This window comes from Janthinobacterium sp. P210005 (assembly GCF_036231865.1).
Classification (GTDB): domain Bacteria; phylum Pseudomonadota; class Gammaproteobacteria; order Burkholderiales; family Burkholderiaceae_D; genus Janthinobacterium; species Janthinobacterium kumbetense.
On record NZ_JAZARC010000009.1, the window covers coordinates 181,976 to 207,723 of the forward strand.

Annotated in this window: 22 protein-coding genes; 10 read left to right on the forward strand and 12 right to left on the reverse strand. The window is 62.1% G+C overall.

What is annotated here, in order from left to right:
* Position 1: 1 nt before the first annotated feature.
* Positions 2-1,714, reverse strand: a complete 1,713-nt coding sequence (locus tag VPH40_RS27520) for a methyl-accepting chemotaxis protein (protein ID WP_305054719.1) — start codon at positions 1,712-1,714, stop codon at positions 2-4.
* A 207-nt stretch (positions 1,715-1,921) separates the two neighbouring features.
* Positions 1,922-2,812 (reverse strand): LysR family transcriptional regulator, encoded by an 891-nt coding sequence (locus VPH40_RS27525; protein WP_328575004.1) that lies wholly within the window; start codon positions 2,810-2,812, stop codon positions 1,922-1,924.
* 124 nt (positions 2,813-2,936) lie between these two features.
* Here VPH40_RS27525 and VPH40_RS27530 point away from each other — a divergent pair, with 124 nt between their 5' ends.
* Both VPH40_RS27530 and VPH40_RS27535 read left to right on the forward strand, forming a co-directional pair.
* On the forward strand, positions 2,937-4,118 hold the full coding sequence (locus tag VPH40_RS27530; protein WP_328575005.1) for a serine hydrolase domain-containing protein: 1,182 nt from the start codon (positions 2,937-2,939) through the stop codon (positions 4,116-4,118).
* Positions 4,115-5,317, forward strand: a complete 1,203-nt coding sequence (locus VPH40_RS27535; protein WP_328575006.1) for an MFS transporter — start codon at positions 4,115-4,117, stop codon at positions 5,315-5,317. Before VPH40_RS27530 ends, VPH40_RS27535 begins: the two co-directional genes overlap by 4 nt.
* Here the strand turns inward: VPH40_RS27535 and VPH40_RS27540 are convergent.
* From VPH40_RS27540 to VPH40_RS27550, 3 genes are all read right to left on the reverse strand, one after another.
* Positions 5,282-5,827: a DinB family protein gene (locus VPH40_RS27540; RefSeq protein ID WP_328575007.1), complete on the reverse strand. Its 546-nt coding sequence runs from the start codon at positions 5,825-5,827 to the stop codon at positions 5,282-5,284. The two genes, VPH40_RS27535 and VPH40_RS27540, sit on opposite strands and share 36 nt — an antisense overlap.
* A gap of 31 nt (positions 5,828-5,858) precedes the next feature.
* Positions 5,859-6,458: a MarC family protein gene (locus tag VPH40_RS27545; RefSeq protein WP_077398149.1), complete on the reverse strand. Its 600-nt coding sequence runs from the start codon at positions 6,456-6,458 to the stop codon at positions 5,859-5,861.
* 116 nt (positions 6,459-6,574) lie between these two features.
* Positions 6,575-7,363, reverse strand: coding sequence for an AraC family transcriptional regulator (locus VPH40_RS27550; RefSeq protein ID WP_099666148.1), 789 nt, complete (start codon positions 7,361-7,363; stop codon positions 6,575-6,577).
* Between the two features lie 99 nt (positions 7,364-7,462).
* Here VPH40_RS27550 and VPH40_RS27555 point away from each other — a divergent pair, with 99 nt between their 5' ends.
* From VPH40_RS27555 to VPH40_RS27565, 3 genes are all read left to right on the forward strand, one after another.
* The gene (locus VPH40_RS27555) at positions 7,463-8,377 is read left to right on the forward strand and encodes a DMT family transporter (RefSeq protein WP_328575008.1); all 915 of its coding nucleotides are present in this window, start codon (positions 7,463-7,465) and stop codon (positions 8,375-8,377) included.
* Between the two features lie 41 nt (positions 8,378-8,418).
* A complete protein-coding gene (locus VPH40_RS27560; protein ID WP_328575009.1) occupies positions 8,419-10,035 on the forward strand; it encodes a toxin-antitoxin system YwqK family antitoxin in 1,617 nt (538 codons plus the stop codon).
* Between the two features lie 350 nt (positions 10,036-10,385).
* The gene (locus tag VPH40_RS27565; RefSeq protein WP_328575010.1) at positions 10,386-12,119 is read left to right on the forward strand and encodes a methyl-accepting chemotaxis protein; all 1,734 of its coding nucleotides are present in this window, start codon (positions 10,386-10,388) and stop codon (positions 12,117-12,119) included.
* Between the two features lie 129 nt (positions 12,120-12,248).
* Here the strand turns inward: VPH40_RS27565 and VPH40_RS27570 are convergent, their stop codons facing one another.
* A complete protein-coding gene (locus tag VPH40_RS27570) occupies positions 12,249-13,400 on the reverse strand; it encodes an AI-2E family transporter (RefSeq protein ID WP_099666152.1) in 1,152 nt (383 codons plus the stop codon).
* Between the two features lie 164 nt (positions 13,401-13,564).
* Positions 13,565-14,575 carry a hypothetical protein gene (locus tag VPH40_RS27575; protein ID WP_328575011.1) on the reverse strand — a complete coding sequence of 337 codons (1,011 nt, stop codon included), beginning with the start codon at positions 14,573-14,575 and terminating at the stop codon, positions 13,565-13,567.
* Between the two features lie 124 nt (positions 14,576-14,699).
* Between VPH40_RS27575 and VPH40_RS27580 the strand changes: the two genes are divergently transcribed.
* Positions 14,700-15,068: a hypothetical protein gene (locus VPH40_RS27580; protein ID WP_328575012.1), complete on the forward strand. Its 369-nt coding sequence runs from the start codon at positions 14,700-14,702 to the stop codon at positions 15,066-15,068.
* Here VPH40_RS27580 and VPH40_RS27585 read toward each other — a convergent pair.
* The 5 genes from VPH40_RS27585 to dnaA all read right to left on the reverse strand — a co-directional run bounded on the left by VPH40_RS27585 (position 15,047) and on the right by dnaA (position 22,596).
* Positions 15,047-16,108 carry a GGDEF domain-containing protein gene (locus tag VPH40_RS27585; protein WP_099666155.1) on the reverse strand — a complete coding sequence of 354 codons (1,062 nt, stop codon included), beginning with the start codon at positions 16,106-16,108 and terminating at the stop codon, positions 15,047-15,049. The genes VPH40_RS27580 and VPH40_RS27585 overlap by 22 nt on opposite strands.
* A 200-nt stretch (positions 16,109-16,308) precedes the next feature.
* On the reverse strand, positions 16,309-17,229 hold the full coding sequence (locus VPH40_RS27590) for a bifunctional helix-turn-helix transcriptional regulator/GNAT family N-acetyltransferase (RefSeq protein ID WP_289919951.1): 921 nt from the start codon (positions 17,227-17,229) through the stop codon (positions 16,309-16,311).
* Between the two features lie 144 nt (positions 17,230-17,373).
* Positions 17,374-19,872, reverse strand: a complete 2,499-nt coding sequence (gyrB, locus tag VPH40_RS27595) for a DNA topoisomerase (ATP-hydrolyzing) subunit B (protein ID WP_099666165.1) — start codon at positions 19,870-19,872, stop codon at positions 17,374-17,376.
* An 81-nt stretch (positions 19,873-19,953) separates the two neighbouring features.
* Complete coding sequence (dnaN, locus tag VPH40_RS27600; RefSeq protein WP_034754341.1) at positions 19,954-21,060, reverse strand: DNA polymerase III subunit beta; 1,107 nt, start codon at positions 21,058-21,060, stop codon at positions 19,954-19,956.
* A gap of 141 nt (positions 21,061-21,201) precedes the next feature.
* Entirely contained in the window at positions 21,202-22,596 is a 1,395-nt protein-coding gene (gene dnaA / locus VPH40_RS27605; protein WP_034781304.1) for a chromosomal replication initiator protein DnaA, read from the reverse strand.
* Between the two features lie 513 nt (positions 22,597-23,109).
* Between dnaA and rpmH the strand changes: the two genes are divergently transcribed.
* The 4 genes from rpmH to yidC are packed head-to-tail and all read left to right on the forward strand — an operon-like array spanning position 23,110 to position 25,704.
* Complete coding sequence (gene rpmH / locus VPH40_RS27610; protein ID WP_010401996.1) at positions 23,110-23,244, forward strand: 50S ribosomal protein L34; 135 nt, start codon at positions 23,110-23,112, stop codon at positions 23,242-23,244.
* A 23-nt stretch (positions 23,245-23,267) separates the two neighbouring features.
* Positions 23,268-23,705, forward strand: a complete 438-nt coding sequence (gene rnpA, locus VPH40_RS27615; RefSeq protein ID WP_099380766.1) for a ribonuclease P protein component — start codon at positions 23,268-23,270, stop codon at positions 23,703-23,705.
* Positions 23,702-23,962, forward strand: coding sequence for a membrane protein insertion efficiency factor YidD (yidD, locus tag VPH40_RS27620; RefSeq protein ID WP_010401993.1), 261 nt, complete (start codon positions 23,702-23,704; stop codon positions 23,960-23,962). The genes rnpA and yidD overlap by 4 nt, the downstream gene beginning before the upstream one ends.
* A gap of 11 nt (positions 23,963-23,973) precedes the next feature.
* Positions 23,974-25,704 carry a membrane protein insertase YidC gene (gene yidC / locus VPH40_RS27625; RefSeq protein ID WP_077408891.1) on the forward strand — a complete coding sequence of 577 codons (1,731 nt, stop codon included), beginning with the start codon at positions 23,974-23,976 and terminating at the stop codon, positions 25,702-25,704.
* The last annotated feature ends 44 nt before the right edge of the window (positions 25,705-25,748 follow it).

Genomic DNA, 25,748 nt, shown 5'->3' on the forward strand with positions numbered 1-25,748 from the left:
GTTAAAACTCTTCCCATTCGCTCTCGGCGCTGGCATTGCTGCGGCGTGCCGGCGCGGCCGCCACGGCCTTGCGCGCGGGCGCGGGCCGGGTTGCGGGAGGCGCGATTTTTGCCGCCGCTGGTGCCGCTGCGGTGCGTACCGGCGTCAACTTGGGTGCGCTGGCGACATGGTTGCCGGTTTTAAAGAATCCCACCACGTGGGCCAGCTCGCCCGCCTGTTCCTGCATGCTTTGCGAAGCGGCGGCTGCCTCTTCCACGAGGGCCGCGTTTTGCTGCGTCACTTCATCCATCTGGGCAATGGCCATGTTGATCTGTTCGATGCCGATGGTCTGCTCGTGCGTGGCGGAAGTGATTTCGCCCATGATGTCGGTCACGCGCACGATGCTGTCGACGATGTCGCCCATGGTCTGGCCTGCTTCATTGACGAGGCGCGAACCCGTGTCCACGTTGGCGACGGACGCGGCGATCAATTCCTTGATTTCCTTGGCGGCCGAGGCCGAACGGTGGGCCAGGTTGCGCACTTCCGTGGCCACGACGGCGAAGCCGCGTCCCTGTTCGCCCGCGCGCGCCGCTTCCACGGCCGCGTTCAAGGCCAGGATGTTGGTCTGGAAGGCGATGCCGTCGATGACGCCGATGATGTCGACGATCTTGCGCGACGATGCATTGATGGTGCCCATGGTGTCGACCACTTGCGAAACGATGCTGCCGCCGCGCACGGCCACTTCCGACGCGCTTTTCGCCAGCTGGTTCGCCTGGCGCGCATTGTCCGCGTTCTGTTTCACGGTCGAAGTCAGCTCTTCCATGGCCGACGCCGTTTCTTCCAGCGAACTGGCTTGCTCTTCCGTGCGTGACGACAGGTCGAGGTTGCCGGCGGCAATTTCGCTCGACGCCGTGGAAATCGCCTCCGTGCCGTGGCGCACTTGCGCCACCACGCCCAGCAAGCTCGTGTTCATGGCTTTCAAGGCGCCCAGCAGGCGGCCCGTTTCATCGCTGGAATTGACGACGATGTGCGACGACAGGTCGCCCGAGGCCACGGTTTCGGCCACGCTGACGGCCGCATTGATGGGCTGGGTGATCGAGCGCGTGATGATCCAGGCAACGAACGCGCCCAGCAGCACGGCCACGCTGCCCAGGGCTATCATGGAAGCGCGCGCGCTCGTGCTCAGCGTTTCGGCGTCCGTCGCCGCCTGCGCCGCCTGCTGCGCTTCATAGGCGACCAGGCTGTCGAGCGCGCCCAGCACGATCTTCAGGCTCGGTGCCGCCTGCTGCGTCAAAAAGGCGATCGCTTCTTCCGTCTGGCCCGCATTGCGCAGTTCGATGACCTTGTTGTTCAGCGGCGCGCCCGATTTCAGGGCCGCGTCCAGTTCGGCCATCAGCGCCGTTTCCTTGTCCGTCGAAATCTTCTTTTGCAAGGTTTCCTTGGCGGCGCCGTATTTCTTGCGCGCTTCGCCGATCTTCGCCAGTTCCGCCTGCACCAGCGCTTCCGTCGGCGCCACCACAATGCTCGTGATCGCCAAGGTAATGTTGCGCACGTTGTCGCTCATGGTATTGGCGGCCGCCATCTTGACGTTCTTGTCGGCCACGATGTCGTGCGTGCGCGCGCTTAATTGCCCCATGGAATACAGGCCGACGAGCAAGACGGCCACCAGCAGGCCGAGGACGACAGCAAACCCGATCCCGAGCCGGGTGCCGATTTTGAATTGTGTGAGTGACATGATTGCTTTCGTGTTGCGGAAGTGAAGGAAAACGTCGACAGGCCAGGGCTACGGGTTTATACGTAAGGGCGACCAGCCTGTAATTGTTCCTCAAAATTCCGCACTGCAATACAAAAACTTGTATCAATTCCCCGAAAAGTTTAAAAATTGGTAGCAAATTAAATAAGTTGTCGTGTGGAAACAACGAGCGCGGCGCAGGATGCGGACTCAGCTTTCCGGAAACACGTGCGTCGCCAGGAAGTCGATGAAGGCGCGCAGTTTCGGCGTCAGGTGGCGGCTGCTGGGCCACAGGATGCGAAAGGTCCCGTCGTGCCGGCGGTGCGCGTCCAGCACCGGCTGCAAGCGGCCGCTAGCGAGCGCCGCGCGCACGGCAAAGTCGGGCAGGGCGGCGATGCCCAGGCCGCTTTCGGCAAAGTGCAGCAGGGTTTCGACATTGTTGCAGTTCAGTAGCGCCGGCAAGCCCGCCGCCTGCAAGGCGGGCCATTCGGCGAAAGGCCAGGCCTCGACCTTGCCGCTGCTGGGAAACTTGTACAGCAAACAAGTGTGCTGCGCCAGGTCGGCGGGCAGCGCCGGCGTGCCGTGCTGCGCCAGATAGGCGGGCGCGGCCACCAGCTGCAGCTGGAACTGGCCCAGCTGGCGGCTCATCAAACGGCTGTCGGCGCTTTCGCCCGCGCGCACGACGGCGTCGTAGCCTTCCTCGATGACATCGACCCGGCGGTCGCTGAAATCGAGGTCGAGCTCCACCAGCGGATAGGCGCGCGCAAAGGCCGCCAGCACAGGATTGAGCAGGCTGCCCACTTGCGGCAGGCTGACGCGCAGCCGGCCTCGGGGCGCGCTCTTGCTGTTCGATAACTCCAGCTCGGCCGCCTCGATCTCGCCCAGGATGCGCCGGCAGCGTTCGAGAAACACGGTGCCTTCGCTCGTCAGCGCGATGCTGCGCGTGCTGCGCTGAAACAGGCGCACGTCCAGGCGCTGTTCCAGCCGCGCGATGCTCTTGCCCACGGCCGAGGCGGAAATGCCCAGCACCCGGCCCGCCGCCACGAAACTGCGCGTTTCGGCCGCCTGCACGAAGGCCGTGAATCCCGCCAGGTTATCCATGTCGTTTCCGTTTCATTACCGTTGATTGCGGATGTCAGCGTCCGCACAGACAGAAACTATAGCCTGTTTTTCTTTGATCGCGCCTGGCTTACCTTGGCAGCCTGATCATTTGAAAGGCTCTGCCATGCTGTACAACTTCTCTCCCGCGGCCATGTCCGGCCGCATCGATGCCTTGCTGAACCTTGTTTTGCAGCAGCAGCGCCTGGCGGGCGCCGTGGTGCTCGTGCGCCACCGTGGCCAGGACGTGTACCGCCGCGCGGCAGGCCACCTGGACCGCGAGGCGGGCACGCCCATGATTGAGGACGCCATCTTCCGCCTGGCGTCCGTCAGCAAACCCATCGTCTCCACGGCCGCGCTGGCGCTGGTGGGGCAGCAGCGCCTGGGGCTGGATGACCTGGTTGTGCGCTGGCTGCCGTATTTTGCGCCGCGCCAGCCGGACGGCGCCGTGGCGGCGATGACCGTGCGCCACTTGCTCACGCACACGGCTGGCCTCGACTACGGCTTCTTCCAGCCGCCGGGCGGCGCGTATGCGCAGGCGGGGATGTCGGACGGCATGGACGCCTCCCGCATGACCCTGGCAGACAACCTGCGCCGCCTGGCTACCGTGCCGCTCGCGTATGCGCCGGGCGAGCGCTGGGCGTATTCGATCGCCACCGACGTGCTGGGCGCCGTGATCGAAGCGGTGACGGGCTTGCCGCTGGCGCGCGCCGTGGAATACCTGGTGACGGCGCCGCTGGCCATGCGCGACACGGGTTTCCTGGTGATGGATCCGGCGCGCCTGGCCGTCGCCTATGCGGACCGCGCAGCGGGAGAATCCCGGCCGCGCCGTTTGCTGGACGCGGGGGAAGACCATCTGCCGTTTCTCGATGGCATGGCAGGTTTTATTCTGTCGCCGGCGCGTGCCCGCGATGCGCACACCTACCCGTCCGGCGGCGCCGGCATGGTCGGTTCCGCCCCCGACTTCATGTGCCTGCTGGAAACCTTGCGGCTGGGCGGCGCGCCGCTGTTGCCGCCGGCGCTGGCGCGCCAGATGGGCGAAAACCAGACGGGGGATTTCGACTTGCCGTTCTGGCCCGGCCGCGGCTTCGGCCTGGGTTTTACCGTGCTGACGGACCCGCAACTGGCCGCCACGCCCGAGTCGGCGGGCAGCTGGCGCATGGGCGGCACGTATGGCCACTCGTGGTTTGTTGACCCTGCGCAAGAATTATCCGTGGTGGCGTTCACGAATACGGCATTGGAGGGCATGGCGGGGCCGTTCGTGACGGAACTGTGCCAGGCAGTGTATGGCGTGGAGCAGGGGCAATGACGGCGGCCATGACGCGCCCGCATCCTATCGTTTTCCTCGCGCTGGGCTTGTTCGGCGTGTATTGCATCGAGTTTGGCGTGGTGGGCATCTTGCCGCTGATCATGCAGCGTTATGCCGTGACGGCCGCGCAGGCGGGCTCGCTGGTGAGCCTGTTCGCCCTGATGATCGCCGTGGGCGGCCCCTTCCTCGTGCTGCTGGCCACGCGCTGGCGCCGCAAGCGCGTGCTGATCGTTTCCCTGCTCGTGTTCGCGCTGGCCAGCGCGGCATCCGCCTATGCGCCCCGCTTCGAGTGGCTGCTGGCGCTGCGCATCGTGCCGGCCCTGTTCCATCCTGTGTATTTCTCGCTGGCCATGGTGGCGGCCGCCGCCCTGTATCCGCCACGCGATGCGGCGCGGGCCGGCGCGCATGCGTTCACGGGCACCAGCATGGGCATGGTGCTGGGCATCCCGCTCACCACCTGGATCGCCGCGCAGTATGGCTATGAGGCATCGTTCCTTGCCTGCGCCCTCGTCAACGCCCTGGCCGCGCTGGGGCTGTTCCTGTTCTTGCCGGACACGCCGCGCGAAGCGCCGATGGCGTATGGCCGCCAGCTGGCCGTGCTGCGCAAATCCGCCCTGTGGTTCACCATTGCCGCCGCCGTGCTGGTGTTCGCCGCCATGTTTGCCGTGTATGCGTATGCGGCCGCTTACCTGCAGCAGGTGGCGGGCTTGTCGGCGCGCCAGACGGGGCTGGCGCTGGTGGTGTTTGGCGTGGGCGGCGTGGCGGGCAATCTGTACGCGGGGCGCCAGCTGGGCACGCATGTGCTGCGCACGGTCGTGCTGCAGCCACTGCTGCTGGGGCTGGCGTACTGGCTGCTGTACCGCCATGCGGGAACTGGTCTCGGCTGGGCGGCGCTGGCCGTTTTGCTGCTGTTCTGGGGCGCGGCGCACACGAGCGGACTGATCGTCACGCAAGTATGGCTCAGCAGCGAAGCGCGCGAGGCGCCCGCGTTCGCCATCGGCGTGTATATCGCCGCCATCAACCTGGGCGTGACGGTGGGCGCGCTGGCGGGCGGCGTGGCCATCGCCCGCTACGGCATGCCGGGGGCGCTGGCTTGCGGCGGGCTGTTCGGTGCGCTGGCGCTGGGCTTGATCTTGCTCAAGGCGTGGCGCTACCGCCCATCGTCAGTCTTGAATATGGTTGGGGATGCGAAACAGTAGATCCGTGTCGCCGATGTCCACGCCCGCCTGCGACAGCAGGGTGCTGGCCTGGCCCCGGTGATGGGTCTGGTGATTGAAGAAATGCATGAGCAGGCTGAAAAATTCGCGCCGGTTCGGCCCCTTGCTGTTGCGGTAATCGAGCAAGTGGTCCAGGTCTTCTTCCCGGATGGAGGCGGCCCAGTCGACGATGAGCCGGTCCAGCCATTGCCGGTGCGCGTGCATGGCGGCAAAATCCTCGGCCGCGAACAGCGGGTGCGTGAGCGACGCGGGCGGCGTGATGGCGCGGATGGGGTCGAGCAGGGGGAAGCCGGCCGGATGCTTCGCATAGCGCTGCATCCACAGGGTGTCGCCCACCATCACGTGGTTCAGGGTGGCCAGCAGGGAGCCGAAGAAGGCGCCCCGTTCGCGTTGCAGCTCTTCGGGCGGCAGGCGGGCCGCCGCCGCGTAGACCTTGGCATTCATCCACTGGTTGTAATCGGCCATCAGGCAAAGGTGGGCGCAACGGCTCATGCTGGACTCCTTCAGTGGATGAATGACTATGTTAAACGGATTTCAGGAACGCCCGTATGCCAGCGAGCAACATTTCAATGGCCATCGCCGTCAGGATCAAGCCCATCAGGCGCTCGAATGCCGTCATGACCCTTGGACCGAGCGCCCGCTGCAAGCGTTCCGCGCACAGGAAGACGGCCAGCCAGACGGCGGCCACGGCTGTCAAGCCCGCCACGTGGGCGATGACGTCGTTCATTTCATGCGAGGAAAACAGCAAGACGGTCGCCAGGGCCGACGGGCCGGCCAGCGCGGGGATGGCCAGCGGCACGATGAACGGTTCGCCGCCCATCTCGTGGTCGCTATTGCCGGCGTTGGGCTGCGGAAACACCATGCGCATGGCGATCAGGAACAGGATCACGCCGCCGCCGATGCGCAGGGCGACTTCCGACAATTGCAAGGCGTTGAGGAAATGGCGGCCGAAGAACATAAACAGCAGCAGGATGCCGAAGGCGATCATGCACTCGCGCACCACGACTTTCCAGCGCCGCTCGACCGGCACACGCTTGAGGGCATTGACGAACAGGGAAACGTTGCCGAACGGATCGGTGACGAGCAAGAGCAGGATAAAAGTCTGGAAGAAATTCTGTGTCATGGTGGTGTGATTGAGGTCAACACCGCTGCCAGGATGGGCGCGGTGCGATAAGGCTTGCGATGATAACAAGAGCGGCGGTTATCGCCCATGATTATTGATGCATAGCAGCATTTTTTTTACGCAGCGATGACTTTTGCCTGGTAAAACGCGGTGGGCGTGGTGCCGAAATGCTTCCTGAACATGGCGGTGAACGCACTTTGGCTCGTGTAGCCATTGTCCATGGCCACGTCGATGACCTTGCTGCCGTGCGCCAATTGTTCCAGCGCCCGCAGCAAGCGCGCCTGCTGGCGCCACTGGCCAAAGCGCATGCCCGTCTGTTTCTGGAACAAGCGGTGCAGGCTGCGCTCGGTGATCGCCAGTTCCTGTGCCCAGTGCGCCACCGTCTGCTGTTCGCCCGGTTGCTCCATCAGCCGCGCGCAAATGCCGCGCAGGCGCGCATCGATGGGCAGCGGCAGATACAGGGGCAGCACGGGCAGGCTGTCGAGCTCGTGCAACAGCAATTGCAGCAGATGCCAGTCGCGGCTGCCTTCCGCGAAATCGGGCGCGATGTCGACGGCCGCCACGATCAGTTGCCGCAGCAGGGGGCTGATGTCGAGCACGCAACTGTGGCGCGGCAGCAATGGCGAGCTGGCGCAATCGATGAAGACGGTGCGCATTTTCACGGCACCGCTCATGCGCACCTGGTGCGCGATGCCGGGCTGCAGCCACACGCCGCGCGTGGGCGGCACCACCCAGCGCCCGCCCTGCGCTTCGATGGTCATCACGCCTTCGATGGCGTACAGCAATTGCGCATGCGTGTGGCGGTGCACGGAAATCACGTGGCCATGCGCATAGTCGACGGCCAGCGCCATGGCGCGCGCCGTGACGGGCAGCAATTCCTGAAAGGCGGCGGAGGAACAATCCATATGAAGGTCAGTTTTGCGATAGGTATGGACATCTTAGCGCGAGAAGGCGCCGCGCGCCTGCGGCATGATGGTTCCCCGCAACTATTCCCGGAGTAACACATGCCCGTGCGCGCCTATCTGTACCCGTTCCTGGCCATGCTGCTGTGGGCCGGCAACGTCGTCGTCTCGAAGCTGGCCGCGTCCAGCATCGCCCCCACGGCCATCACTTTTTACCGCCTGGTGCTGGTCTTGCTGGTGATGACGCCGTTTATCGCCCGTCCCCTGTGGCGCAACCGCGCCGCCCTGCGCCGCCAGTGGTGGCAGCTGGTCCTGTGCGGCCTGATGTCGATGGCCCTGTTCCAGAGCCTGTCCTACCGCGCCGCCGAATCGACGACGGCGACGAATATGGCCATTGTCACGGCGTTGGCGCCCCTGATGACGGCCCTGCTCAGCGTGCTGCTGCTGGGCGAACGCCTGACGCTGGGCATGGCGGCCGGCGGCGTGCTGTCGTTTGGCGGCTTGCTGTACCTGGTGGGGCGCGGCGACGTGCTGGCCTTGCTGCAGCAGGGCGTGCATGCGGGCGATGCACTGATGCTGCTGGCTTGCTTGGTCTTCGCTTTGTACGGCGTGCTGCTGCGCCGCTGGCGTTTATCGATTCCTGCCTGGCAAGCCATTTATTGCCAGGCCTTGGCGGCGCTGGTGTGCATGCTGCCGCTGTTCCTGCTGTTGCCGCCCGGCAGCGCCAGGCTGGACGCCACCACCTTGCCGCTGATCGGCTATGCGGGCATCGGTTCGTCCATCGTGCTGTCCTACCTGTGGATCGAAGGCGTAAAACTGCTGGGGCCGAACCGCTGCAGCATTTACGTCAACCTGCTGCCTTTGCTGACGGCCTTGCTGGCCATCGTCTGGTTGCACGAAAGCATGCATGTGTACCACCTGGTCGGCGGCGGGATTTCGCTGCTGGGCGTGCTGCTGGCGCAGACGGTGCAGCGGCCCCTGTGGCGCCAGCGTCCTCGCGTGTCCGGTCTTGCCTGAACGGCCATGCATAATGGCGGTTTTTCGGCAGTGGAGTTGACATGCGGCAAACATTTTGGATGAGCACGATGGCGGCGCTGCTGGCGCTGGGAAATGCGGCGCCGGCGCAGGCGGCGCGTTTCTATGAAGGCGTCCCCATGGCCACCGCCAAGGTTGTCGAGCGCCGCGACGGCGGCGTGGTGCTGGCTTTCCTGCGGGAAAACGGCGAAGTCAACGGCTACTATTGCCAGTGCAAGGGCATCAGCGACAAGCGCATGAACCTGGACAAGTATGGCAAGGCCAGCATCGCGGCCGTGTTCCAGGTCGACCTCGACAGCGAAGGCGAAACGACGTTCGTGCTTAGCCGCAGCGCTGGCAGTGGCGCGGCGTATGGTTTGCATGCTTACCGCTACGAATCCAGCGGCGGCAAGATGTTCAAGGTGGTGACCTTGCAGCCCACCCTGGACGCCCTCGTGCGCGGCGCCAAGGTCATGGATGAAGCGCGGGTGCGCGCCGCGCTGGGCCGTTTGCAGCTGATCGACTACAGCATCGATTACGCGCCCACGGGCGTGGCCGAATTCGACGCCATCGAGCATGGCCATGGCACCCTGGTCGGCTATTTCAATATCGATGGCGAGTTATTGCCCGGCAAGCCGGCCGATAAGCCCGCGTTTGCCTATAAAAAGACTTTCCAGGAGAAGGATGGTCATTTCCTCACGGTCACCTATCTGCTGGGCAAGGGCTGGCAAGGGGGGCGCGCGCCCAGTTATCACGCCAAGTGGATCACCTGGGAAACGCAACCGCAGCATTTTGCCGCCAGCCAGGATGGCGTATTTATCGAATATGACGTGAATTGCTGCGTGGGCAGCGTGTTTGCCCGCGGCAAGTATGCGCATGGCAAGCGTACCGGCGTATGGCACTACGAAGAGCCGAACACCATCCGCTCGTCTGGCGCCTTTGTCGACGACAAAGCGGAAGGACCATGGACGTATGAAAGCGGCGATGAAACGACGACGGGACAGATGCTCAAGGGCCAGCGCACGGGCCGTTGGGAAGTGAGTCCTGGCGTGGCCGAATGGCGCGAAGCGGACATGCACAGCTTCACCGGTTACGACCATTTCGTGAAAGATCGCCTGGACGGCCCCAGCGAGCGCCGCATCGATGGTGTGGTGCGATGGCAGGGCAACTATGTGAACGGCAAGAAGCAGGGTCAGTGGGTGGAACCTGGCGGTGGCGGCCGTTATGTCGACGACGTCAAGCAGGGGCCGTGGAAGAAGGCGACGCCGGACGGCGGCTGGCAAGTGCTGACCATGCTCGATGGCAAACCGGAAGGCAAGCTGGAACAATACGGGGCCGATGGCCAGCTGGAACTGGTCGAACATTACCGCCTGGGCAAGCTGGAGGGGCCGATGGAGAGTTTTTATCCGGATGGCAAGCGGCGCTACCAGGGGGCGTTTGTCGACGGCGAGCGCGATGGCGCGGAAACCCTGTTTTATCCCGATGGCGAATTGCCGCAATTTCACCGCAACTGGCAGCAGGGCGTGTTGCATGGCGTCAACATCGAGAATTTCCAGAACGGAAAACCGAAGCAGATCGGCGCCTACGACATGGGCAGGAAAACGGGCCGCTTCCAGTATTTCCGCGACGATGGCCAGCTGATCGAAGAAACCATGTATTAACTTGCTGACTAGCATAAATGGCATTCCGCCGCGACCGCGCACGACAGCGGAATGCCAGTTCTGCGCAAAAAACATCATCCACTTGTTACAAATCGTGAAAATCCATGCTGGATGTTGCTACTGGTAATCTTTCCCTGTATCTTGCAGTCAGGAAATTAAAAGTACGGGAAACCTCAACCTCGTTGCCCTGTATTGCACTCCTGACGATATGCGCGGGCCGCCTTCCCCCCTGCTGCCGCACACGCCGTATCGACCTGTCCTGAACAATTCACGTGACCCGCCCATCTGGCGTTTGCCGCTATCTCGTCCGGCATGCGCAGGCATGGTTGCGCCCTTACCAAGGAAACTGCATGTTGTCGAACATAACAATAAAAATGCGCCTGATCGCCACCATGAGTGTGCTGGGCTTGCTGATCGCTGTACTGGGCGTCATGAGTATCATCAGCCTGAAATCGGCCAACAACAGCCTCAACGAGGTCTACAGCAATCAGCTGGCATCGACGCAAGCGATCGGCGAATCGCAAATTGCCCTGGGCCGCGCCCGTTTCACGATGGATCGCGTGATGGTGCACCCGGATGCGCCGGATGCCAAGGATACCCTGGCCCGCGCGGAACAATTCCTGGAAGCGTCCAACAAGTCCTGGAAGGTGTACCTGGGTTTGCCGCAAAGCGCGGATGAAAAGCGCCTGTCCGACGATATGGACAAGAAGCGCAGCGACTATATCAACAACGGCGTGCTGGTCATGAGCAAGGCTTTGCGTGAAGGCAACATCGAGCAAGCGGACGGCTTGATGATGAAGGGGCTGACGCCGCTGTACCGCACCCTGGACCAGGCCGCCGAAACATTGACCCAATACCAGGCCACGTCGGCCGCCGCGATGTATGCGGAAAGCCAGTCCAGCTACCACACGCAGGTGACCATGGCCATCGGCGGCATGATCGTCGGCGCCTTGCTGACCATCATTTCCAGCATCCTGCTGCTGCGCGCCATCTTTGGCCCGCTGGACCAGGCCCTGCGCCATTTTGGCGCCATTTCCGACGGTAACCTGGCCAACGACATCGTCATCACGCGCCACGACGAGATGGGCGCCTTGCTGACGGGCTTGCAGAAAATGCAGGAACGCCTGTCGAGCACCGTGCGCGGCGTGCGCGACGGCAGCGGCGCCATCGCCACGGCCAGCAATGAAATCGCCTCGGGCAACCTGGATCTGTCGAGCCGCACGGAGCAGCAAGCGTCGAGCCTGGAAGAAACGGCATCCTCGCTGGAAGAGCTGACTTCGACCGTCAAGCAGAATTCCGACAATGCGCGCCAGGCGAACCAGCTGGCCGTCTCCGCATCGGACGTGGCCGTCAAGGGTGGCGCACTGGTGGCGCAAGTGGTCGATACCATGGGCACCATCAGCGAATCGTCGAAAAAGATCGCCGACATCATCGGCGTGATCGACGGCATCGCGTTCCAGACGAATATCCTGGCCTTGAACGCGGCCGTGGAAGCGGCCCGTGCCGGCGAGCAAGGCCGTGGCTTTGCCGTCGTCGCCACGGAAGTGCGCAACCTGGCGCACCGCTCGGCCAGCGCCGCCAAGGATATTAAAGTGCTCATCGAAGCGTCGGTGCAGAACGTGGGCGCCGGCAGCGCGCTCGTCAGCCAGACGGGCACGACGATGGATGAAATCGTCTCCAGCATCCGCCGCGTGACGGACATCATGGGCGAAATCAGCGCCGCCGGCCGCGAGCAGGAACTGGGCATCGGGCAGATCAATCAAGCCGTGGCGGAAATGGATACCGTGACGCAACAGAATGCGGCGCTGGTGGAAGAAGCGGCGGCGGCCTCGGAATCGATGCAGGAACAGGCGGCGGCGCTGGCCGAAATGGTCAGCATTTTCAAGCTTGACGCCAACCATAGCGGCCCGGCAGCGGCCAAGCCTGCCTTGCGCAAGCCTGTCGTGTCTGCTGCCAGCACGGCCTTGAAACGCCCGGCCCTGCGCCTGGCGCCGGCCGGTGCCGCTGCTGCCCCTGCCGCTGCCGCCAAACCGCGTCCGGCCAAGCCTGCCGCAGACAACAGCGGCGAGTGGGAAGAGTTTTAACAACACCTAAAAACCTACTGCGCGTCGCAATTTGCGGCTTGCGATGCTCACCGTGCTCTAGCACAGTTGCGCTTCTCAGCCACAACTTGCTGCCGCTCGCTACGGTTTTTAGGCGTTGTTGATTCTAGATTATTGTTGCTCCAGGGCCACCTTGCTGCCCTGTTCCTGCAAGCGCGCCGCCTCGGCGAGGGCCTGGGCGCGCGCTTCCTCTGCGGCCTGTTCCGCTTTCTCCAGTGCATCATGGCGCGCTTGCAGCGCCGCCCGGGCGCGCACGAAGACGATCTTGATGGCCGCCATCACGGGCACGGACAGGAAGATGCCCACCACGCCCCCCAGCTGGTCGCCGGCCAGCAAGCCGACGATCACCATCAGCGGGCTCACTTCCACGCCTTCGCTCATCAAGTATGGGTTGACCACGTAATCCTGGAACAAGCGGTAGGCGGCGATAAAGCCGATCAGCCAGAACACGTGCTCGAAACCGCTGAAACCGGCCACGACCACGGCGATGACGGCGGCCGCCAGCGGGCCGGCAAACGGGATGAATTCCAGCAAGGCGGCCGCACCGGCCAGCAGCAGGCTGTACGGCACGCCCATCAGGGAAAAGGCGATGCTGTAGGACACAAAGGTGGCGATCGACAACAGCAGCAGGGCGCGCACATAGCGCGACAGCAAGATGTCGAGGTCGTCGATGATGGCGCCCCACAACTTCTTGTTGGGACGGTTCAGCAGGGACAGCAAGCCGTCGCGCATGTCCGGGCCTTCCTTGATCAGCAAAAAGCTCAGCACGGGCACCAGCACCAGATAGATCAGGTTGCTGGCCGCATGCATGACGGTCAAGCCCAGTTCCTTCGCCAGCGGCATGGCTTGTCCCGTACCGCTGCTCAGCTGCGTTTGCATGAACGACAGCAGGCGCGCGCGCAACGGTTCCATGAATTCCGGCAAAGGAATCCGCTCGGCAAAATTATTGCCCTTGAGCAGGGTCGGCAATTGCGCGCTGAGTTTGCTGGCTTCTTCCTCGATGCGGGCGCCGAAGATGGAGCCCAGTATTGCCACCAGCAAGATCACCACGAGGAAGACGATGCCGATGGCAGCCGTGCGCGGCAAGCGCTTCGGGCCATGGCGCTCCAGCAGGCCGATCAGCGGATACACGAGGTAGCTGAAGAAAATGGCAAAGACCACGACGATCAGGGTCGACGAGACCTTGTAGGTAAGAAAGAGCAGGAAGGCGATGAGGAAAGCCGTCCACACCATCTTGGCAACGCGCAAGTTAAAACCGAACATATGAATTCCTTAGGGCAGGATGCGACGCAAGCGTGACTGGCTTGAAGGGCAGGGCGGGCAAGGCAGGGATCGGGCCGCGCCGCACGGCCGGAAATCATACCGCAAAATGCCAAAATGCCATGCTCTTGTGCGTAATGGCAATGCTTTCCCGGTTCTCCTCCCGCTTATTGGGTCCGCCAGCTGGCGACGGTGATGAAGACGCCATCGTCCTTGTCGGGTTCGCGCAAGGTCACCGTATAGCGGCCGCTCGCATCGCTGCCCGTGAACACGACCTTGTCGTCATGGCCCTTCACTTGTGCGCCCTTGGCCAGTTTGGCGTAGGTGTTGAGCACCCAGTGGAAATCGGCATAGCTGCGCAGGGTGATGTCGGCATCGGGCAGGGGCTCGTCGCCAGCCACGGTTGCTTCCGTTTGTGTGCGCATGGGCAAACCCGCCAGGCCCGCCGGTGCGATGAGCTTGCCGCCGCTGGAACTGCCGTTGAGTTCCGCATTCGGCAGCAGCAGGTGCTGCAAGCTGGTGGGAAAGCCGGGCGGCACGTCGCGCGCTTCCCAGCCGGGCTGGCCGGGGCGGGTCGTGATGTATTCCACCGCAGCAATGCTTTGCCGCCGTTCCGGCGCGGCCTGTGCCAGCATGGCCGGCAGTTGCCGCGCCCACACGAGCAGCGGCGCGGCCATCTCGTCCTCTGCGCCCGGCGGCAGGAACACCGTCAGCACGGCGTGCGTGGACGGCAGACAGGCGGGAGCGGCGTCGCCTGTGGCGGTCCGGCAATGGCCGTTGACGAGGCCCAGGGCCAGCAGCTTGCGTTGCGGGTCGAACAGCATGGCGGCGCGCCATGCACCGTGCGTGCTGGCATCGATGGAGGCCAGCACGGAGCGTCCGTCGGGCAACATGGTGCGCGTGATGTCGTCGAGCGACTGCATGCTGTCGAGCACTTGGCGCGCGATCAGGGTGTTGCCCTGCGTATAGCTGCCGCGCGCGTAGCCGAGCAGTTTCAAGACATCGGTGCGGATTTCAGGATGCGCGCTCAGGCGCAGCGGCGGCGACGGCACGGGCACGGTGGCGGCCACGAAAGCCGCATCCTCGGCAGGAATGGCTTGCGCCATGCTGGCAAGCGGCAGGCATAGGGCGGCGCACAGCGACAGCATGCGAACAGTGATTTTTCCGGGGGTATTCAATGACTATCCTTGTCGAGACGCCATGCCGGAGGGCTTGCCGGCATGCGCGGGCCGCGATCTTAGCATTTCAGGAATGAATCTCTTTCTGCTAAGCTTGGCTATTGAATCACTGTCCCCCGTTGTCATGGCCCAAATCACTATTTCCTGCAGTATTCCCGTCGACGATGAGGCAGTGACCGAGTTCCTGCACAAATATCTGGGCCGCTCGCGCATCGGCACGGCCAAACTGTTGCGCATGGGCGAGAAGGGCTGTTTCTATACGGGCTCCTTGTATACGGACGAGCACGCCAAGGTGAGCCGTTTGATCCACCGCATGCTGGCCTTCTTCGAGAGCAAGGATATCCCCTTGACCATCCTCAAGATCGGCCCCCAGGACAGCTGGTATGCAGTGGACCCCGAGCGGCGCGATCCCTGGAAGATTGCGCCGCAAGCCTTGCTGGCGCTGCTCGATGCGGTGCCGGACGGTGGCGCTCAGGCGGCGTTGAGCACGTAGCGGTTCTTGCCGCTTTTCTTGGCCTGGTATAAGGATTCATCGGCGCGCCGGTAGCTGTGCGACAAGTCGGCTTCCTTGATCAGTTCCGCCATGCCGATGCTGACGGATACCTTGCGTTCCGGCACGAAAGCCGCCTCGACGCTGTCGACCAGCTGCGCGGCAAAGGCGCAGGCGGCGTTCTTTTCACCTAGGTAAATGACGGCAAACTCCTCGCCGCCCAGGCGGCCGCACAGGTGCTCGCCCGACAGTTCACCGATCACCTCGGCGATCTTTTTCAGCACCTCGTCGCCCACGTCATGGCCGTACACGTCGTTGATCTGCTTGAAGTCGTCGATGTCGATCATCAGGAAATACGCGGGCGTATGCGCCGTGCGCTGCAAGGTACGGGCGCTTTGCGTGAACATGCGCCGGTTGTTGAGCCCCGTCAAGCCATCCTTGTAGGCCATGGTCGCCAGCTCGCGCTGGGCGCGGTAGTTGTTGATGCGCAAGACGAGAAAATAGATATTCAGCGCCAGGCCGATGATCACGCTGATGGTGACGGCCAGTACGGGCCAATGCTGGTCGGCCTGGCCCGCATGCACGGGAAATTGCCCCAGTCCCAGGATGGCCCACACGCACAGCGATACGCCCAGGTAATACGCGATGCCGCTGAAGATGGGCGCCGTCGTCAGGGTGATCATCACGCCCAGCGGCAAGACCCAGAAAGCGGGATCTTCCGTGCCCAGCATCAGCACGCGAAAGCTGAAAGCGATGAACAGCACGCTGATGGTGCCGCTGGCGATGATGGCTTGCAAGGACTTCGCATACACGGTCAGCAGCAGCCCGACCAGCATGCCCGTCAAGCCCAGCGCCGCCTGCGCATGATCGAGCGAAGCGCGCGGCAAGGTCAGGCTGAACGTGACCAGCCAGCAAGCCAGGCCAAACGTCAGGATGGCTATCGAAATGAAATGCAGTTCCTTGAAAAAGCGCTGCTGCTGCTCCCGTTCTCCTGAAAAGAACAGGTAATAGAAGGCAGGAGACAGGCTGCGCGAAGTGAACATTGCATTTGTCCAGGCAGACAACACGCCTTGCGGCAGGGACGCCTCCCGGCAACGGCAGGCGGCATGGCGCGCGCACAAAATTAGTTGCGCTCAGGAACTAGTGTACTGGTTTCTTGGGGGCAGTGGGAGAGTGGCGTGGAAAACGGCTGACACTGTCCTGCCGCCGCCACAGTGGCATATGGCGGCGGCAGCGCGGGTCGTCACAGGTCGCGCGCCAGCACCTGGCCGATCAAGTCCTTGCCAAAGCTGTGATGCGCCTCTTCCTCGACCAGCTGGAAGCCGGCCTTGTCGTAGATGCGGCGCGCATCGGTGAGGATGCTGTTGGTCCACAATACCATTTTCGTATAGCCGACCTGGCGGCTGAAGCGCAGGCACTCGTCGACCAGGCGGCTGCCGATGCCCAGGCCGCGCGCGCAGGGATCGACATACAGCAGGCGCAGCTTGGCCGTCGTGTCGTCCTGGCGCACGATGAAGACCGAACCGATTACCTTGCCGTCCTTCTCGGCGATCCAGCAACGCTCACGGGCCGGGTCGAATTCCCGCACGAACTTGGCGAGGATGTCGGCAACGAGCGCCTCGTATTCATTGTTCCAGCCATATTCCTGCGCATACAGCACGGCTTGCCGGTGGATGATCCAGCCCATGTCGCCCGGCTGCGGATTGCGCAGGAGATAGCTGGGCGATGGTTCCCCCAGCAAACCCTGGATTTGCTCCATGGCAGCGACCAGCTCCTGCTGTGCCGTCGGCGGCAAACGTTCCAGCATGGCGGCCACTTCGCGCCGCGAGGCGTCGACCAGGGGCGCGAGGGTGCGCTGTCCCTGCCCGGTCAGCTGCAATCGGGCCGCGCGCGCATCCGTGGGCGAGCGCGTCTTGGCGATCAGCCCCTGCTTTTCGAACCCGGCAATGACCCGGCTCAGATAGCCCGCATTCAAGCCCAGCTCGCGGCACAGGTCCGCGCTGGTCAGCTGCTCCCGGTGTGCCAATTCATACAGGATGCGCACTTCCGTCAGAGAGAATGCGCTGTCCAGCAAGTGTTCATGCAGCACGCCAATCTGGCGCGTATAGAAACGGTTGAAACGACGCACGATCTCCGTGCGTTCGCCGAGTTGATCCGCCTGCATGTGACACCTCCATTTACTTGCTTGTGGCAGATTATTGCTTGCTTAAAGCAAGTATGTCAATAGGGCGGCAGGATTCTGGCAGGCATAAAAAAAGCGGCCCTGAAGAGGGCCGCCTCGGCAGTCACGCAAACCAGGGAAGCTGGCTTACACGTCGATATTGCCCGCGCGCAGCGCGTTGTTTTCGATGAAGGCGCGGCGTGGCTCCACGTCGTCGCCCATCAAGGTCGTGAAGATTTGATCCGCCGCAATGGCGTCTTCGATCTGCACTTTTAACAAGCGGCGCACGGTCGGGTCCATCGTCGTTTCCCACAGTTGATCCGGGTTCATTTCGCCCAGACCTTTGTAGCGCTGTTTCGAGACCGTGCGTTCGGCTTCGTCGCGCAGCCATTGCATGGCCTGGTGGAAGTCGACCACGGCGATTTCCTTGATGCGCTCGCCTTCGCCGCGGCGCACAAACGCGCCTTCGCCGATCAAACCTTCGAAGGTGGCGGCGCCGCTGCTCAGCACGGCGTAGTCCGGGCCTTGCACGAAGTCGGCGTCGATGGCCGTCACTTTGACGTTACCGTGGTACATGCGCTCGATGTGCAGCTTGTGTTTTTCCGACAAGTCGTCGGAACGCACATGCACGCGCACGGCGCTGTCGTTGATGGCCGTCTGCAGGGCCAAGGCGGACGTTTCCGCCAGGTCCAGGGTCGACAGGTCCAGCTGCACGCCCGTCATGATGGCCGTCAGGGCGGCGCGGTCGATGACGCGCGTCAGACGCGTCATGATGGTGTTCGACAGGTTGAACTTGCGCACCAGTTCCGTCAGCGTTTCGCCGGAAATGCCTTCCGCGCCTTCGCGCGGCACCAGCACGGCCGTGTTCAGCGCCACGGTCATCATGTAGCTCGCTTCCTCGGCGTCATCTTTCAGATAGCGCTCGTCGCGGCCCGCTTTCACCTTGTACAGCGGCGGTTGCGCGATGTAGATGTGGCCGCGCTCGACCAGTTGCGGCATCTGGCGGTAGAACAGGGTCAGCAGCAGGGTACGGATGTGGGCGCCGTCGACGTCCGCATCGGTCATGATGATGATGCGGTGGTAGCGCAGTTTCTCGACGTTGAATTCGTCCGGTCCGATCGAGGTGCCGAGCGTGGCGATCAGGGTGGTGATCTGCTCCGACGACAGCATTTTTTCGAAACGGGCTTTTTCCACGTTCAAGACTTTACCGCGCAGCGGCAGAATCGCCTGGAACTTGCGGTCGCGCCCTTGTTTTGCCGAGCCACCTGCCGAGTCACCCTCGACGATGTACAGTTCGCACAGGGCGGGGTCTTTTTCCTGGCAGTCGGCCAGCTTGGCCGACAGGCCCAGGCCATCCATGATGCCTTTGCGGCGCGTCAAGTCGCGGGCCTTGCGGGCCGCTTCGCGGGCGCGCGCCGCTTCGACGATCTTGCCGCAAATGATCTTGGCGTCGTTCGGTTTTTCTTGCAGGTAATCAGCCAGCGTCTTGGCGACGATCTCTTCGACGGGGCCGCGCACTTCCGACGACACCAGCTTGTCTTTCGTCTGCGACGAGAATTTCGGTTCCGGCACTTTCACGGACAGGACGCAGGTCAAGCCTTCGCGCATGTCGTCGCCGTTGATTTCCACTTTCGCCTTTTTGGCGAACTCGTGTTCATCGATGTATTTGTTGATCACGCGCGTCATCGCCGCGCGCAAGCCAGTCAGGTGGGTGCCGCCGTCGCGTTGCGGGATGTTATTCGTAAAGCACAGCACCTGTTCATTGTAGGCATCGTTCCACTGCATCGACACGTCGACCGAGATATTCGTGTTCTGGTCCGACATGCGCTCGCCCGTGGCCTGGAAAATGGTCGGGTGCAAGACCGACTTGGCCTTGTTGATGTACTCGACGAAGCCGCGCGTGCCGCCTTCGAAGGCGAAGACTTCTTCCTTGCCCGTGCGCTGGTCCGACAACTTGATGTTGACGCCATTGTTCAGGAAGGACAGTTCACGGATGCGCTTGGCCAGGATTTCGTAGTGGAATTCCACGTGCGTGAAGATTTCCTCGTCGGCCCAGAAATGCACGTCGGTGCCGCGCTTGTCCGTTTCGCCGATGACCTTGATCGGCGAGGTGGCGATGTCGCCGACCATGACGATCTGGCGGTCTTGCGGCACGCCGCGCACGAATTCCATGTGATGCACTTTGCCATCGCGGCGGATGGTCAGTTTCAGCAATTTCGACAGACCATTGACGCAGGACACACCCACGCCATGCAAACCGCCCGATACTTTGTACGAGTTCTGGTCGAACTTGCCGCCCGCGTGCAGTTCGGTCATGACGATTTCCGCCGCCGAACGCTTCGGATCGTGCTTGTCGTCCATTTTCAGGCCGGTTGGCACGCCGCGGCCATTGTCGGTGATCGAGATCGAATTGTCGCTGTGGATGGTGACGTGGATTTCCGTGCAGTGGCCGGCCAGCGATTCATCGATCGAGTTGTCCAGCACTTCGAATACCAGATGGTGCAAGCCGGTGCCGTCCGAGGTGTCGCCAATGTACATGCCCGGGCGTTTGCGTACGGCTTCCAGGCCTTCCAGGATCTGGATGGAGGCGGCGCCGTATTCTTCCGTTTTGGCCTGGATCGGGGTGTCTTGTGGATTCTCGGACATGGACTGCTTTCTCAAATAACGATTGCTGATTGCGGGGCCTGACCCTGTCGGATCAGACCCCAGTTTTGCATTGGGTTACGCTTAAATGCGCATCGGCATGACAACGTACTTGAAGTCCGCGTTGTCAGGGATGGAGATCAGGGCGGACGAGTTCGAGTCGCCCAGCGCGATGTTGACGTATTCGCATTTCAGGTTGTTCAGCACGTCCAGCAGATACGTCACGTTGAAGCCGATGTCGACGGAGTCGCCGCCGTAATCGATTTCCAGCTCTTCGACGGCTTCTTCCTGGTCCGCATTGGTCGAGCTGATCTTCATGCTGCCCGGGGTGATGATGCAGCGCACGCCCTTGAACTTGTCGCTGGTCATGATGGCGGCACGTTGCAGCGAGCGCAGCAGTTCATCGCGGCCGATGGTGAAGTCGTTTTTGTAGCCTTTAGGAATCACGCGCGTGTAGTCGGGGAACTTGCCTTCCACCAGCTTCGAGATCAGCTCGATGTCGGCAAAGGTCAGTTTCACCTGGTTGGCGGCGATGTCCAGCTGCACCGGCTCATCGTTCTCTTCCAGCAGGCGCTGCAGTTCGATGATGGTCTTGCGCGGAATAATCACTTCCTGGCGCGCAAACGTCTGCTCGGTAGCGACCTGGCAAAACGCCAGGCGGTGGCCGTCGGTGGCCACGGCGATCACATTATTGCCATCCAGAACCAGCAGCAAGCCGTTCAGGTAGTAGCGGATGTCTTGCTGCGCCATCGAGAAATGCACCATGTTGAACAGGTGCTTCAAGGTTTTCTGGGGCAGGGTGACGGACGCGTTGTAGCTTTCCGCTTGTTGCACGGTTGGAAACTCTTCCGCCGCCAAGGTTTGCAGGGCGAAGCGCGACTTGCCCGTTTGCACGGTCAGGCGCTTGTTCAGCAGGGTCATCGTGACGTCGCCCGATTCGGGCAGGGCGCGCAGGATGTCGAGCAGCTTGCGCGCGGCCACGGTGGTGCCGGTGACGTCCGCGCCGGAACCGATTTCCGCGTGCGTGGTGATCTGCACTTCGGTGTCGGTCGACAGGAAGGAGACATTTTCACCGTCTTTGCGGATGAGGATATTGGCCAGAATCGGCATAGTGTGCCGACGCTCGACAATACCGCTCACGATCTGCAGTGGCCGGAGAAGGGTATCTCGGGTGGTTTTGACCAATTGCATATTTATCCTCAATGTATAGGTATGAAGTTTAACGTAGTAATTTAACAATCATTGCAAGGGGAGCCCCGGCAGGCCGGCTGCGGCGCTCTCCCAGATAATAAGGGTAAAGCACGTTTTGAGCCAGCCTTGCCCAAGCGGCGCTTAGCCTTTTAACGTTTGTTCCAGCACATGCAATTCATGGTTGCATTCCGGGTTCTTGGTGCGGTCCAGCGCGATCTTGCGCACGGCATGCAGCACCGTGGTGTGGTCGCGGCCGCCGAACAGCTCGCCGATTTCCGGCAGGCTCTTCTGTGTCAATTCCTTGGCCAGGTACATGGCGATCTGGCGCGGCCGGGCGATATTCGCGGGGCGGCGCTTCGAATACATGTCGGCAACCTTGATATTGAAGAAGTCGGCCACCGTTTTCTGGATGTTTTCCACGGAAATCTGGCGATTCTGCACCGACAGCAAGTCCTTCAGCGCTTCCTTGACGATATCGATGGTGATATCTTTGCCATGGAAACGCGAATACGCGAGGATCTTGCGCAGCGCGCCTTCCAGTTCGCGCACGTTCGAACGCAAGTGCTTGGCGACAAAGAAGGCCACGTCGTCGGAGAAGGTCACGCCTTCCTGCTTGGCCTTTTTCAACAGAATCGCCACGCGCATTTCCAGTTCCGGCGGTTCGATGGCCACCGTCAGGCCCGAGTCGAAGCGCGAGATCAGGCGGTCGTCCATGCCCGTGATTTCCTTCGGATACGTATCCGAGGTGATGATGATCTGTTTCTTTGCGGCAATTAATGCCTCGAAGGCATAGAAGAACTCTTCCTGCGTGCGGCTCTTGCCGCCAAAGAACTGGATATCATCGATCAGCAGCATGTCGAGCGAGTGATAGTAATGCTTGAAGTCGTCGAAACCCTTGCGCTGGTAAGCGGTCACTACGTCGCGAACATACTGTTCTGCGTGGATGTAGCGGATCTTCGCGCCCGGATTGTCGGCCATCACCTGGTTGCCGATGGCGTGGATCAAGTGGGTCTTGCCCAGGCCGACGCCGCCATAGAAGAACAGCGGGTTGTACGACACGCCCGGGTTGTTCGCCACCTGGATGGCGGCGGCGCGCGCCAGCTGGTTGGCCTTACCCGTCACGAAGCTGTCGAAGGTCAGGTCGGTGTTGATGCGGCTCTGCTCGCGGCGCGGCGCGGCGCCGATGCTTAACTCCGGCACGCTCGGCTGCGGCTCCGCGGCGCGCGCGCTGGGCGCGCCGCCATTCGGATCGCTGGCCGGGGTGCTGGCGGTGACGGGTTTCTTCGGCAAGGCCAGGCGTGGGTCGAGCACGAACTGCACTTCCGTCGGCGCTTCGAAGTACTGAATGGCCAGGGCAGTGATGCGGCTGGCGAACTGGGTCTTGACCCAATCGAGCTTGAAGCGATTGGGCGCAGCAATGCGCAGCTTGCCCTCTTCGTAATCGAGAGGGATAAGCGGTTTGATCCACGCACTGAATTGTTGCGGTGTCAGCTCCAGTTCCAACTGCGCGGAACAGGCCTGCCAGAAATTATCCATGTATGTCTATGTGAAAAGGTGTGGGAGGGCGTATCGATTCTGCCCTGCGTTCACCGTGTTGCAAGGCCGGCGTCGCGCGAGGGCTCGCCACACGTAACGCGCTATTCTACTCCCGACTGCGAAAGTTATCCACAGGCACGGCTGTTATTTTTGTGTGGCGGGGTGGGGCGCCGTGTGCATAAGAGGCGACTTATCCCCCGGTTATCCCGTCACAGGCAGTGCTGGCGCGGCCTGTGGCGGGGCCTTGCCGGCAGATGGGGGCCGGCGCGCAAATTTCCGGGCGATCACGGCAATCCTTGACAAGAGGGGGGCATATGCTGAATAATTCAGGGTTCCCCGCCCGTATTCCGTGTTTATTCATTTGGAACGACAATATGGACTAAGCGTGGATTAAGCGGGCGATGAGATTGGCCAGCTTGTGCCTTGGCATAAGTGCGCGATTGTCATTGGCACCAAAAACTGACGGGACGTCAGACCCGATTTTGCATTTTTTTTGTTTTTAGCGAGACCAACATGAAACGTACTTACCAACCTTCCGTCGTTCGCCGCAAGCGTACGCACGGCTTCCGCGCTCGTATGGCTACCCGTGGTGGCCGTGATGTGCTCAACGCACGTCGCGCAAAGGGCCGCAAACGTCTGGCCGTCTAGGCTTGTCGTTGACAGCTGATCGCGTGGCTAGCTGTACTCCAGTCGGCAATCAACGCGAAGGTTCACACGACTTCGCGCGCGTTCGGCGTATCGTTAAAACGGATGAATTTTCATCCGTTTTTCGTTTGCGCCCTTCGCAAAAAACAGCGCATTTTGTGCTGTACACCCGACACAATCAATTGCCGCATGCGCGGCTGGGCGTCGTTGTGGCCAAGCGTTTCGCGCCGCGCGCGGCGACCCGCAACACGATCAAGCGCGTCACGCGCGAGCTGTTTCGCAACAGCGCGATGCCGCCGGTCGACTGCGTGGTGCGTTTGTCGCGCGCCGTCAACAGCAAGGATGGCCCGGCCACCACGACGCAGCTCAAAGCCGAGCTGCGCGAGGAATTGAGCCGCCTGTTCGCGGCGCAAATCGCCGCCCAGGCCCGTTCTGTTGCTGCGCCACCACCATCCGCGCCATGAAAACCCTGCTGCTGTTCCTGCTGCGCGCTTATCAGTTGCTGATCAGCCCCATGCTGGGACAGAATTGCCGTTTCTATCCGAGCTGTTCGCATTACGCGATGGAAGCGCTGCGCGTGCACGGTACTGCCAAGGGCAGCCTGCTGGCTGCCAAGCGCCTGTGCCGTTGCCACCCCTGGAATGAAGGGGGCGTCGACCCGGTGCCGCCGGCCGATTGCAAACAATCTTCAACGACCGCTTGCGGTTGCAACCACTCCTGACAAATACCCTAATGGATATCAATAAACGTACCATCCTGTGGATCGTGTTTTCCGTCTCGCTGGTAATTCTCTGGAACGAATGGATGATCTCGAACGGCAAGCCGTCGATGTTCTCCGCGAACACGGAACAAACCGCCAAGGCGCCTGCGACCCCTGCCAAGACGGCTGCCTTGCCAGCCGCGGCAGGCGTGCCTGCCCTGCCGGGTGACGCTGTCGATCCCGCCGCGTTCAAGCGCGAAGTGATTACCATCACCACCGACGTCATCAAGGTCGATATCGACACCCTGGGCGGCCAGGTCAAGCGTCTGGAATTGCTGAAATTCAAGGGCGCGGGTAATCCGGGCTGGTTTGGCGGCTGCTTCGGCCTGTTCAAGGTATGCCAGCCGGACGACGGCAAGCAAAACGAAGTGCTGTTCGACGAAGGCGCGAACCACACTTACCTGGCGCAATCGGGCCTGGTCGGCGGTCCCTTCCCTACCCATGCGAGCGGTTTCACCGTGCAGCCTGGCGTGCGTACCCTGGCCGATGGCAAGCAAATTCAACTGGTGATGGAAGCGGTCGAAGGCGGCGTCAAGCTGACCAAGACGTTTACCTTCAAGCGCGGCGATTACGTCATCGACGTGCGCCATGACGTGTCCAACGTGGGCGCGGCCCCTGTCACGCCGCAGTTGTATTTGCAACTGACGCATGACGGCAACAAGCCGGTCGGCGACTCCTTCTTCAACAGCAGCTTCACGGGCCCGACCCTGTACACGCCGCAAGACAAGTACCAGAAGCTGACGTTCGAGAAAATCGAAAAAGCGGCCTTGGAAGACGAGAAGAAGGGCAACGACAATGCCATGAAGGGCCTGCACCCGGCGACGGCGAATGGCGGCTGGTTTGCGATTTCGCAACACTTCTTCGTGTCCGCTTTCGTTCCGCCTGAGAACGCCAAGCGCGACATCTTCACGAAGAAGGTCGGCCCCAACCTGTACGCCATCGGCAACGTGCTGCCCCTGCCTACCCTGGCGCCAGGCGCTTCGGCCAGCATGGATAGCAAGCTGTACTCGGGTCCGCAAATCGCGCACCTGCTGGAAAACGTCTCGCCTGGCCTGGAACTGGTCAAGGATTATGGCTGGCTGACCATCATCGCCAAGCCGATGTTCTGGGTCATGGAACAGATCCACAGCGTGCTGGGCAACTGGGGCTGGACCATCATCGCCTTCACGATCCTGATCAAGCTGCTGTTCTTCCCGCTGTCGGCCGCCGGCTACCGCAGCATGGCGAAGATGAAACTGGTCACGCCGAAGATGCAAGCGATCCGCGAACGCTTCAAGGGCGATCCGCAAAAGATGAACCAGGCCACGATGGAGCTGTACAAGACGGAAAAGATCAATCCGCTGGGCGGCTGCCTGCCGATCCTGATCCAGATGCCTGTCTTTATCGCCCTGTACTGGGTCTTGAACGCGTCCGTGGAAATCCGCGGCGCGCCATGGATCGGCTGGATCACCGACCTGGCCCAGCATGACCCATGGTGCATCCTGCCCGTGCTGTACGCGATCTCGATGTTCATCACGACCAAGCTGAACCCGGCCCCGGCCGATCCGATGCAAGCGAAGATGATGCTGTTTATGCCATTGGCATTCTCGGTGATGTTCTTCTTCTTCCCGTCGGGCTTGGTACTCTACTGGGTCGTCAACAACGTCCTGTCGATCGGCCAGCAATGGGTGATCACCAAGAAATACGCGCCTGCCGTCAAGTAAGTCCGGCCAGCGAATCGAAAGCCCGCCTCGCGCGGGCTTTTTTT